This window comes from Pseudoalteromonas sp. B131b, from assembly GCF_037162545.1.
Lineage (GTDB): Bacteria > Pseudomonadota > Gammaproteobacteria > Enterobacterales > Alteromonadaceae > Pseudoalteromonas > Pseudoalteromonas fuliginea.
In genome coordinates this window covers 1637740-1649492 of record NZ_JARLUZ010000001.1, presented here as the reverse complement: position 1 = coordinate 1649492, position 11753 = coordinate 1637740, and the positions used below count along the sequence as shown (strand labels likewise).

The 11753-nt window shown below is 40.1% G+C and carries 8 protein-coding genes and 1 pseudogene; 5 read left to right on the top strand and 4 right to left on the bottom strand.

Annotation, left to right across the window (positions count from 1 at the left end):
* Window positions 1-5: 5 nt before the first annotated feature.
* Window positions 6-2684 carry a porin gene (locus tag P4S65_RS07530; RefSeq protein ID WP_337119872.1) on the top strand — a complete coding sequence of 893 codons (2679 nt, stop codon included), beginning with the start codon at window positions 6-8 and terminating at the stop codon, window positions 2682-2684.
* Window positions 2677-3746, top strand: a pseudogene (locus tag P4S65_RS07520) (cytochrome-c peroxidase). The gene P4S65_RS07530 and the pseudogene P4S65_RS07520 overlap by 8 nt, the downstream one beginning before the upstream one ends.
* On the opposite strand, the gene P4S65_RS07515 reads toward P4S65_RS07520, so the two are convergent.
* On the bottom strand, window positions 3741-4658 hold the full coding sequence (locus tag P4S65_RS07515) for a LysR family transcriptional regulator (RefSeq protein WP_337119869.1): 918 nt from the start codon (window positions 4656-4658) through the stop codon (window positions 3741-3743). The pseudogene P4S65_RS07520 and the gene P4S65_RS07515 sit on opposite strands and share 6 nt — an antisense overlap.
* An 80-nt stretch (window positions 4659-4738) precedes the next feature.
* On the opposite strand from P4S65_RS07515, the gene P4S65_RS07510 reads away from it, so the two are divergent.
* Window positions 4739-5878 carry an alkene reductase gene (locus P4S65_RS07510; protein ID WP_033029938.1) on the top strand — a complete coding sequence of 380 codons (1140 nt, stop codon included), beginning with the start codon at window positions 4739-4741 and terminating at the stop codon, window positions 5876-5878.
* Window positions 5879-6246: 368 nt separating this feature from the next.
* Window positions 6247-7011, top strand: a complete 765-nt coding sequence (locus P4S65_RS07505; protein WP_096792513.1) for a DUF6515 family protein — start codon at window positions 6247-6249, stop codon at window positions 7009-7011.
* 158 nt (window positions 7012-7169) lie between these two features.
* Here P4S65_RS07505 and P4S65_RS07500 read toward each other — a convergent pair whose 3' ends face one another.
* The 3 genes from P4S65_RS07500 to P4S65_RS07490 form a co-directional block, all read right to left on the bottom strand.
* Window positions 7170-7640: a GFA family protein gene (locus tag P4S65_RS07500; protein ID WP_096794075.1), complete on the bottom strand. Its 471-nt coding sequence runs from the start codon at window positions 7638-7640 to the stop codon at window positions 7170-7172.
* Window positions 7641-7742: 102 nt separating this feature from the next.
* Entirely contained in the window at window positions 7743-9815 is a 2073-nt protein-coding gene (locus P4S65_RS07495; RefSeq protein WP_337119868.1) for a catalase, read from the bottom strand.
* Window positions 9816-10062: 247 nt separating this feature from the next.
* Window positions 10063-10896: a mechanosensitive ion channel family protein gene (locus P4S65_RS07490; RefSeq protein WP_007376939.1), complete on the bottom strand. Its 834-nt coding sequence runs from the start codon at window positions 10894-10896 to the stop codon at window positions 10063-10065.
* 380 nt (window positions 10897-11276) lie between these two features.
* Between P4S65_RS07490 and P4S65_RS07485 the strand changes: the two genes are divergently transcribed.
* Complete coding sequence (locus P4S65_RS07485) at window positions 11277-11663, top strand: hypothetical protein (RefSeq protein WP_007376940.1); 387 nt, start codon at window positions 11277-11279, stop codon at window positions 11661-11663.
* The last annotated feature ends 90 nt before the right edge of the window (window positions 11664-11753 follow it).

Below are 11753 nucleotides of genomic sequence, written 5' to 3'. Positions count from 1 at the left end.
AATATATGCAGACACCGACTACCCTCGCGTGTCTGCTTTTGCTTTCTCAGGGTGTATACGCCGAAGAACAGCAACAGCAGACAGAGTCAAAACCACAGCCATGTAACGAACTTAAAAATGAGCAAAAAGAGCGCTGTGAAGCACTTGAGCACATTGAAGTAAAAGGCCAGTACATAGGCATAGAAGTACCCGAAGTTATTGGACGTTCTTACTTAAATCGTGACTTTATAAACGCCACACCTAAAGGCAACGGCGATATAAATGAACTAATTGCCCTGCTCCCTGGCGTACAGCTAAGCAACGAGGCCTACTCTATTGGTAGCCTCGCAGAAATTAGCGCACCAGAAATTTCTATATCAGGTGCGCAACCTTGGCAAACGGGGTTTTCGTTAGATGGATTGAACTACAATAACCGCATAGACCCTGGCAGTTCATCTCGGTTGAGCTCATCGTCAAACGATGTGTCGGGCGGCGTACAAAGCATGAATGTAAACTCAGATGTAGTTGAATCAATCACAGTGTACGACCATAACATTCCGGCAGAGTTTGGTGGTTTTTCGGGTGGTATTGTTGATAGTAAAACTAAAAGTGTATTTACGAACGACAGCTATAGTTTTGGCGTACGTGGCAATCAAAGCAGCTGGGGGAGTTATCACTTTATAGAAGCCGAGCAAGACAGCTCTCAGCAAAGTGTTGACCAAAGCACACTTGAAGAACCTAAATACGAAAAAATAAGCTACAACTTACGTGCTAATAAACAAATTAATGAGCGCCATGGCTTAATGATGAGCGTTAATTACTTAACTAGCGATATTAGTGATTTGTCGTTAGGAGAAGTCAAAACGCAAAGCCGTAAAAACATTAATGCCATTGTAAAATATGGTTACCGTAATGGCTGGATAGACGCATTAGATTTAATTTTAATGTATTCACCTTACGAAGTAGATGACTTTATAACCGACGCCAAAGACAGTGACTTTCATTTAGAAGGTGGTGCAATTGGCGCCGTGGCGGCACTAACTGAACACTTTGATTTAGCAACGTGGCACAGTAATCTTAATTTTAGTATGAGCGACAGCAGCCGAGAAGGCCCTGCTCACTTTTATAACTGGCTACAAGCAAAAGGAAAAGATTGGGGGCAATACGCCGACCAAGGCGATGCGCAAACACGTTACTCTCGCCAAGGGGGTTATGGCGCGCTCGATAACACCCAATATACCACCAGCTGGAAAAATACCCTCGACTTTAAGACGTTTGAATTTGCTGGCACAGAGCACCGTATTAAAGCCGGTATTGAGCTTATTCGCCAAGAAGTAGAACGCGAACGTATACAAAATAGCTACGGCTATGACTCGCCAATTATATGGTCTAGCGCTAGCACGCCACTTAATTGCAGTGGCTATACACTTGACTGCCAAGCAATTGAAACAACTATATCGATTGACGAACTTGCAGCGCAGTTAGGCGGAGAAATTGATTTTAATAATAAAGATCACAATAAAGCGTACAGTAATAATGTAACAGCCACCGCGCAGTATTTTAATGGCCGTTTAGTAACTCCTGCAGAGTATATAAATGCAACCTTAAATCGAGCCTCATTTTATGCAACAGATAGCATTACATTAGGGCAATTAAATCTAAACTTAGGTATGCGCTACGAATATGATGACTTTTTAGCTAATCATAATATCGCACCGCGTATATCGCTTGGTTACGATGTATTTAACGACAACCGCACAATTATTAGCGCAGGCGTTAACCGCTATTACGACTCAGCTATTATTGGTTATAAAGTAAAAGAACAGCAGCGTTTTTCATACCGAGAGTACCGTCCTATCGAAAATGGCTACCTTCAAGGTTGGCTGCCATCTAACTACACGGGCGCATTTAAATACCGCTTTGATGATGTAAATACCCCCTACGATGACGAGCTAGCATTAGGCATAGCCCACTCCTTTGAGAAAGCAGGAAATATATCGCTTAAGTATGTAAAGCGTAAAAAGCATCAGCAGTTTTCTCAAGTTACCGACGAGGAAGCAGGCAGTGATGGTTATAAATATATTTATATGACTAACGAAGGTGATGGCAGCTCAGAGCGCTACTCAATATCGTGGAGCGCGCAGTTTGGTAGCCACTCATTATGGGCTAACGCCTCATACGCTGAAAACAAAATTTCAAACGACGAATACAGTGCTAGCGCTGAAAATACCCCGCTTGACGAACTTGTTTATTATGTAAATGCAAGTGGCAGCGGCAAGCTTGTAACGCTTGGGCAGCTTGCTCAAATACGTACCAACTTTGGTACCCCTGTTACAGGCGCACTTGGCTGGAATGTTGATTGGAGCGGCTCGTTTAGTACAGGCTTAAACGTTACCTATAGTGGCAGCTACACCAGCGCTGTAAGCACCGGCGCAAGTCAAAGCATTGGGCTTGAAAAAAGCTGTGCAAGTTGCCCCGTAGAATCAAGTTTAGTTGATGAATACGAAGAGCGAGAAATGCGCGCCAGAACCATGCTAGGGCTAAGTTTACGCTATAGCCATAACCTAACAAAAACTCAATCTATTGACATTAGAGCGGATATTTCTAACTTATTAAATGCCCGTACTTACACAGTAAACGAAGGTGCATCAGGCATTGAGCCTGGGCGTATGTTTTGGCTTGGAGTAACTTATAAATATGATTAAGCAACTTTGTGTAATTACATTATTACTCTCCTTTAGTATGCACGCTCAACAATACAGCAACAAAGAGTTACGTGGTTTGTATAGTAAGAGCCAAGTAAACTGGCCGGCCATTCAAACCAGTGATGAGCGTATAGTTGAGCCTCTTTCGTTATTGCCAATAGCTACTCCATTGCCAGAGCACGTTGCACTTGGTAATAAGCTTTTTCATGATCCACAGCTTTCGCGCGATAAAACCGTAAGCTGCGCGAGTTGTCATGAACGAGATAAGGGTTTTCATGATGGTCGTGCCACTGCTATAGGCATAAATGATCAAGTAGGCACTCGCAATACCCCTGCTATTTTTGGTATAGATCAGTGGCAAAGCTTTTTTGGGATGGTCGCGCTAAAACAGCTGAGCAACAAGCACTTATGCCTATTAGCAATCCAATTGAAATGGACTTAGATCCACAAGAAGCCTTAATACGGGTCAATAAAGATAAAAGCTATACGGCATTTAATAAAAGTGCCTTTAATTCAGACACGCTTTCTATGGCACAAATGGCAGAAGCCCTCGTTGCATTTGAGCGAACACTCATTGCACCTAATACTCGCTTTAAATCATTTATTAATGAGGTTCAGAGTAATCCAAAAAAAGCGCTTAGACGCTTATCAGATAATGAATTAAACGGATTACATTTATTTAGAACTAAAGCAAAGTGTATGACTTGCCACAATGGCGCGCTATTAAGTGACAACCAATTTCATGGCACTGGCCTTCATTACTACGGCCGTAGTTTTGAAGATAAAGGCCGGTTTAATTTTACAAATAATCCAAGTGATATAGGGTTATTTAGAACCCCTTCTCTACTTGGTTTAACTGAAACATTTCCATGGATGCACAATGGACTTTTTGATGATCTACTAGGCATAGTAAATATGTATAACCATGGTGGAGCAAGACCTAAGCCTAGGAAAAACCAATTAAACGATCCACACTTTCCTAAGACGACGAAACTGTTAAAACCATTAAAACTCACCAAGCAAGAGCGTTTAGATCTTGTTGCATTTTTACGGATTTTATAAGTTTTGTAATTGCTCTATCAACCATTTATGAATTGGGCTGTTATTAGTACGTGGATGCCATGCTGCTATCACTTTAAAAGTAGGTGGAAGTGCCTCAACTTCTAGCAGTCTAACTTTACTATTTGGTAATAATCTTGAAGGGTAAAACGCGAGCATATCAGTAGTATGTAAAATGTCGGGCACCGCTGAAAAACTCGGTACCGACATAACAATATTACGTTTTAGCCCTTGGCTTTCAAACCATTGATCGTGCGATCCGCGTAAATTAGCGCGTGAAGGCGACACCACCAGCTGCGGGTGCGCTGCAATTTCCGGCAGTGTTAAGGGCTCATCTTCAAACTCATTTTTACAGCCTGTAATACACAAGTGCTGCTCTTCTAGTAAAGTGACATACGCTAAGTTGTCAGGTATGAACTCTGGAAAGCTTATCAGTAAATCAAGCTCGCCTGCCGTTATAAGTTGATTAACGTTGTCAGACGCAAAGTCGCGCACTATCAGCTTTAAACCTGGCGCTTCACGGCGGGTAATATTAAATAATTGCGGCAATAAAGCCTGCGTGGCGTAGTCGGTTGCGCTTATGGTAAACACACCTTTATAAGTTTGCGGGCTAAACTGCTCAGGCTCTAGTAACGACTCTAATTGCTTTAAAATATGGTTAACAGGCGCCTTTAGCCCTTGCGCTTTAGGAGTAGCAACCATGTTATTGCCTTGGCGAATAAACAAACGATCGTCAAATAAATCTCGTAGCTTTCGTAGTTGCTCACTAATGGCTTGTTGCGTTAACCCCATTTTTTTGGCTACTTGTGAAAGATTTTGCAGTTCTAATAAGCTACTGAGTACTCTTAACTGCTTTATATCAAGCCGACCAATACCATTCATAATTGTATGCTGTACAAAAAAGTGTTGTTTCAAATTGTATCTTTAAATCTCTATGCTGCCAATGTCGCTTAACCACTATTTAAGCCTTTGTTTGCTTTATAAGAGAATTTAAAATGAAATCAGAATTAATTAACACCGCCCCTTTATTCTCATCAATTGAGCTTGGCCCTTTTACACTTAAAAACCGTATTGTGATGCCTCCTCTTACTCGCTCTCGCAGCACTCAGCCTGGCAATATCCCTAATGAATTAATGGCTGAGTATTACTCGCAGCGCGCATCGGCTGGTTTTATGGTTACTGAAGGCACACAAATAGAACCTCGTGGACAAGGTTACGCTTGGACCCCAGGTATTCACTCGCAAGCACAAATTGAAGGCTGGAAAAAAGTAACACATGCAGTACACGCTAAAGGCGGCGTTATTTTTGCTCAGCTTTGGCATGTAGGGCGCGTATCGCACACCACACTACAACCAAATTCAGGTAAACCGGTTGGCCCTTCAGATATTATTGCTGACAATGTAAAAGTATTTATTGAAACCGCACCTGGTGAAGGAGTGTTGGCTGACCCAAGTGAGCCCCGCGCACTAACTACAACTGAAGTTGGTGAACTGGTAAACATGTACGCTCAAGCTGCACGCAATGCTTTAGAAGCAGGCTTTGATGGTGTGGAGCTTCATTGTGCTAACGGGTATTTAGTTAATCAGTTTATTTCTGAGCATACAAATAACCGTGATGATCAATACGGTGGGACACTTACTAATCGCCTGCGATTTTTAAAAGAAATAGTTGAAGCGGTAAGTGACGTTGTAGGCGCAAACCGTTTAGGTGTACGCTTTGCTCCTTTATTTGAAAGCACAGACGAAACACGAGTGTATTTAGGACTTGTTGAATCAAACCCTCACCATACTTATATACAAGCCGTTAAAGTGCTTGAGCAAGCTGGTATTGCTTACTTATCGATTGCAGAGGCTGATTGGGATAACGCTCCCGATTTACCACTAGAGTTTTATAAAGCAGTACGAGCTGAATTTTCAGGTCGCATTATTTATGCTGGTAAATACACAGTAGAAAAAGCGGTGCGTATTTTAGGTGAAGGTTACGGTGACTTATTTGCATTTGGTCGCCCATTTATAGCTAACCCTGATTTACCAGAGCGTATAGCGAATAATTGGACGTTTAACGAAGCCGATGCAGCCACTATGTATGGCGGTACTGAAGTGGGTTATAGCGATTATCCTTTTTATCAAAAGTAATTAAGCTGTACTCTGGACAATAAATCTATCTCTAGCAGCTATTTTCAGCGCTAGAGAAAGTAAATTTAAATATCACCATGATTCAATAAGTTAGTAAATATCTAAACCAAAGTTCAGGTTAGTTAATAAACAAAGCCAAGGAAGGCTTAATTACTAATTTTATATCCATTTTTTATGACACGACTAATCGTTTGGGGTGCATTAAAACGTTCCTAAAATCGTCAAAAACTAGGTATTATGTCAAGAACCGTCAGTAAAATGTAAAAAGCTGTAAGCATAGCTCTGTTTACTGTTGTATGTCAGTTAACATTCAGTTTGAGACGCTAGTATTGAACCCAGTTATGTAAAAACATAAACGAGGCAACACTATGAAACTTACTTTTTTACTACCTGCCCTGCTCGCCATTGGCGCAGTATCAGGCTCTGCGCTTGGAGCACAAAACGAGCGAGAGAATGATAAAAGCTTTAAACGTGATCACGACAAACGTGTTGAATATAAACGCGTTGAACGCCGCCATGAAAAAAAGCAGCGTATTGAGCATAAAAAAGAAAAACGAGAAGACCGTAAGCAAGAAAAACGTAGACTCGCTAAGTACAAGCAGGAAAAGCGTGAACAACACCGCTACAACCAGAGAAAATATAACTACTTAACAAACCATCATAATTCAGTCGCTTACAGACAAAATCGATTTATAAACCATTTACCACGCAATAGCGCATCAATCAGATTTAATGGTATTTCGTTTACGTTTAACGACGGCCTTTATTACCGTAAAGCTAAAAGAGGCTACCATGTTGTTAAACCACCTAGAGGCCTGCGTATAAATACGCTACCAAGAAATTACAGGCATTTTAAACACCATAATACGACTTACTACACTTATCAAAATGTATACTACATGGCGGATAATGATGGTTATACGGTTGTTGATGAGCCATCAACTCGCCTTAATCAGGCAATAAAAGTGGGTAATGTAAAGGACTATCGCTTGGGTCAAACATACGACTCACTGCCTATGGCTGCACAGGCCGTAATAATTAACTCACAGCAGTATTTTAAATACGGCGATATTTATTTTTTACCGCAAATAAGTGACGATGAAATAAAATACCTCGCTATAAAGCTGGGATGAATTAATTTATGTATATTGCTATTTAAACATTAAACCTACCACTCTCTCATTGAGCTCAATGAGAGAGTGGTAATAGCCCGTATACGCTAAATGGCTCTGATCAATAAAAGCAACAACGTCATTTTCGCCATTATTTTATAGTGTTAAAAAATACATTTTTATTGTTCTAACTTTAAACGTTGATGCCATTGAGCAATACTTTCGCTTGGGTATTGATCAAACTGCAGATCACCGTTTTTTATAGGCGCATCAACCCAATGGGCTTTACTGCCTAACATTAAATGAGTGCGCTCTGGCGGTATGGGTAACTCACTATCAATTGCACCAGCAAATGGGTGAACTTGATCTGGCCAACTCGCGTCGTACAGCCATAAATTAGCACTACAATGTTTGCAAAAATGACGCTCAGCGGGGCTGATTTTATTGTCTATTTTAGCGTGATAAATCGTTATATGCTCCGCACCTGTCACTTTTAATGTTTTATATTCTGCACTTAAATTAATAACAAAGCCCCCGCTTCCTGCGGTTTTTCTGCATATAGAGCAATAACATAAATTGTAAGGATAAGGGTGTTTTGAGTTGACCGTAAATACCACTTTGCCACAGTGGCAAGCGCCATTTAACTTCATAATAAATCCAATTTTAATGTTGGCTTGAACTAGTACCTTAACTAGATGAGCATAAAAAAACCACAACAATTACACGCTGTGGTTTTTAAATTAATGAGCTTACTAACGTTTCCAAAATCTTAAATTACGCAATGTACTTATAAATTTATTGGCAGAGTCTACCTTTAAATCTATCCAACCATCATCTACTTTTCCATCAAGGCCTGCCGCTTTAAATAAAGGCTTGGCCTCATTTGTAAAGCCTATAAATTTCATATGTGCGTACGCATCACTTACAAAGTCTTTAGCTTCTGCTATGGCAGCTAGTTTTTCAGCTCCTTCTTCAGTGGTGAGTATAAGTACCGCATCGTATAAAACCGATGGACCACCATTAATAACCTGATCAGCTTTAAAGTGCTTACCTTTACTGCATTTAGCACCGCCAACTTGTGGGGCAATAATTTCAAAGTTTGCGCCTTCACTTTTAAGTGCATTAGTAACCGATTCAAAAATTTCTGCATTAAAGCCATCACTTATTAAAATACCTAATTTGCGGTCTTTAAATGTATTTGGCGCATTTTTCAAAATACTTAACGCATCAGATACAGGTAAGTCTTTACGTGTTGGCATAGCAGCTTCAGCTGGGTCTGGCATTTCTTGCAAGCCAAGTCCTTCGGCAACTTTATTTGCGAGGGTTTCGTCAATATTCAATAAATGCGATACCAAACGCTCTCGTATTGGTAAATGCTCAACTTTAGAAAGCTCAAACACAAATGCTGATTGAATATGTGCTTGCTCTACCTCTGTTTGACTTAAATAAAATTGACGAGCTTGACTGTAATGATCGCTGAATGTTTCTGAGCGATAACGCAGTTTATCACCGTCGCTTACTTCAGGTTCCTTTGAGCTTTTAAAGCCGTGTACTGGGCATTCACGAGGGTTATTTTCGCCTGCGCTCCATGAGTTTGGCTCGTAGTTAACACGTCCTTTTGGATTTTGCATCGCCATGTGGCCATCTTGCTGAAAATGACGCATTGGGCATTTAGGCGCGTTTACCGGAATGTGCGTAAAGTTAGGGCCACCTAAACGTTTAGTTTGAGTATCAAGGTATGAAAAGTTACGACCTTGCAGTAGCGGGTCGGGTGTAAAATCGAGCCCCGGTACAATGTTTTGAGTACAAAATGCTACTTGCTCTGTTTCTGCAAAAAAGTTATCGACTACGCGATTAAGCACCATTCGCCCAACTATTCTAACGGGCACTTGTTCCTCTGGTATTAGTTTAGTGGCATCAAAAATATCAAATTCAAATTCATCAGCAAATTGCTGATCAAACACCTGCACACCTAGCTCCCACTCTGGGAAGTCTCCGTTGCCAATAGATTCCCACATGTCTCTGCGATGAAAATCAGGGTCTGCGCCATTTAACTTAAGTGCTTCATTCCATACTACAGATTGCATGCCGCCTTTTGGTTTCCAATGAAATTTAACGTATTTTTCATCTCCTTTGGCATTAATAAACTTAAATGTATGAACGCCAAAACCTTCCATAAATCGCAATGAACGCGGAATAGCCCTATCAGACATTGCCCACATAACCATGTGCATTGACTCAGGCGACAAGCTTACAAAATCCCAAAAGTTATCGTGTGCGGTTTGCGCTTGAGGAAAACCTCGGTCGGGCTCTGCTTTAGCTGAATGAACTAAGTCTGGGAATTTCATCGCATCTTGAATAAAAAACACCGGTATATTGTTACCGACTAAATCCCAATTACCTTCTTGAGTATAAAATTTAACGGCAAAACCACGTACATCGCGTGCTAAATCCGGAGAGCCCTTGTTACCTGCAACCGTAGAAAAGCGCGTAAACACAGGTGTTTTTTCACCTTTGCGTTTAAAAATATCAGCACAGGTTAAATCTTCAAGCGTGTCGTAAGTTTCAAAGTACCCATGTGCCCCGTAACCACGAGCATGTACTACTCGCTCAGGAATACGCTCGTGGTCAAAATGAAAAAGCTTTTCGCGCAGTACCTGATCTTCCATTAAGCCAGGACCGCGTTTGCCTGCTTTTAACGAGTTTTGATCGTCGCTCACAGGGCAGCCTTGCGCTGTGGTCATTGTTGGGTAGCCATCAGATGCACTTTGGCGCAGCTCGCCGCCATTCCCTTTCTTACCTGCGTATTTAAATGATTCAGCCATGTCTAATCCTTCATTACAATTTAAGTGATTGGGGTCGTTTTTTTAAGTTTGCTTAACAGCAAAAACAACTGAGCTAAATGCAAAATAAAGACCAAACAGTAAGAGCAATAAAAGCGCGGGATACAGAGTGAAAATGATGCTTTAAGTGGTATTAAAAATAGAAAAACTTACAGAGCCCTGTAAGTTTTTCAAGATCAAAAAAAGGGCACTTTAAAGTGCCCTTGCGTTTAAATCGTTATAAATTTAGTTAATCTTTACTTTCGTTAACTAAAATTACTTTACGATGAGGGAAAGGTATTTCGATGTTGTTTTCATCTAGTGCTTTTTTAATTAACTCTGGCACAGTGTAAAGAATATCGAAGTAATGCTCACCCTTACAAAAAGGTCTTACTAAAAAGTCTACTGAACTGTTGTTAAGTGTTTCTACTTCAACAAAAGGCGCTGGATCTTTTAGTATGTGTGGGTGCGCTGCAAGTACGGCATCTATAACTTTACGTACAGCCGTTGTATCTTCACCGTATGCAACACCAAAATGCATATCAACACCACGAATTGGATGATGTGAATGGTTAATAATTTGCGCGCCCCAAATTTGACTATTTGGAATAATAACCTGTTGGTTATCGAACGTTTGTAAAATAGTAGTAAACATATCTACTTCTGTTACTTTACCAAAACGCCCTGCCGCCTCAATAAAATCATTCACTTTATAAGGTCTAAAAACAAGTAACATAACGCCTGCTGCAAGGTTCGACATTGCACCTTGTAACGCCAAGCCTATAGCAAGTCCTGCAGCACCGAGTAAAGCAATAATAGAGGCTGTTTGTACACCAAAGCGATTTAACACAGCAATAATAACGAACGCTAATATTATGTAGCGAGCCATGCTGCCTAAAAAGCGAAAAAGCGTATCATCAAGATGAGTGTATTTGTGGCATAAGCCAATAATTAAATTGCGTACTTTGCCCGCTAACCATAAGCCTACAAGTAAAATTGCAATTGCCAGTAATATGTTGGTTGCCCACGTAACTGCAGCGGGTAAATATTGATTAACATCTATTTGATTTATTATATCTTCCATTTCATTTCCTGTTTATAAAATCATTAAATTACTGTATCCCATACCAAGCACAGTACTTTAACAAAAAATTAACGAACATACGAATATAGGAGTAAGTTAAAGCAGATTGAAAAATATAGATTCAATGGATATACACAACCAAAGTAAGCCTTTAATGCATAATCTCACTAGCTTTCCCCCTCACCGTTATTTTAAGTAAGTAACATAATATTCTTAACTGATTAAATTCTCGACCAATCTATAACTCTGGTTAGGGTTCGATCAAGTGCCTTTATTTTAAATTATTACTGGCACTCACCTATAAATTTACCGATAATCTCACCTAAGCGCATATATTGGCGACACAACGCAATTGGATGAAATTAAAACAAAGGATTATTATGAAAAAGTACTCAATTTTACTTACAGCGGCAGCTCTTACTGTACTTGCTGGTTGTTCAACATCTGTCGCAGTAAGAGACTTCGAACAAAACCCTATTCCGCAAACATCAACAATTACCAACAGTGAAGCTGACGTAGCAAAAGGTATTCTAAAAGCATGTATTCAGCTTGGTTGGAAGTGCACACCTATGAGTGAAGGTAAAATAAAAGGTGTGCTGGATATTCGCACACACCAATTAACAGTCGATATTACATATGATAAAACGGCATACTCAATCAACTATAAAAACTCTATTAACTTAAACTACAATGGCAAAAAAATTCACCGCCAGTATGTTAATTGGGTATCAAACCTTATACGCCATATAGATGCTGAAATGATTTAGTAACGTGTAACCTGCTTAACAAATTATAAAAAGCACTAACTATGAATAATAAAAGTGGAGAAGCTACCTATAGCTTCTCCATTTTTTAGT

Bases quoted from the DNA above. Each gene is read 5' to 3' on its own strand.
- P4S65_RS07495 (WP_337119868.1), bottom strand. From the start codon at position 9,815: ATGGCTGAATCATTTAAATACGCAGGTAAGAAAGGGAATGGCGGCGAG.
- P4S65_RS07505 (WP_096792513.1), top strand. From the start codon at position 6,247: ATGAAACTTACTTTTTTACTACCTGCCCTGCTCGCCATTGGCGCAGTA.
- P4S65_RS07500 (WP_096794075.1), bottom strand. From the start codon at position 7,640: ATGAAGTTAAATGGCGCTTGCCACTGTGGCAAAGTGGTATTTACGGTC.
- P4S65_RS07490 (WP_007376939.1), bottom strand. From the start codon at position 10,896: ATGGAAGATATAATAAATCAAATAGATGTTAATCAATATTTACCCGCT.
- P4S65_RS07510 (WP_033029938.1), top strand. From the start codon at position 4,739: ATGAAATCAGAATTAATTAACACCGCCCCTTTATTCTCATCAATTGAG.
- P4S65_RS07530 (WP_337119872.1), top strand. From the start codon at position 6: ATGCAGACACCGACTACCCTCGCGTGTCTGCTTTTGCTTTCTCAGGGT.
- P4S65_RS07485 (WP_007376940.1), top strand. From the start codon at position 11,277: ATGAAAAAGTACTCAATTTTACTTACAGCGGCAGCTCTTACTGTACTT.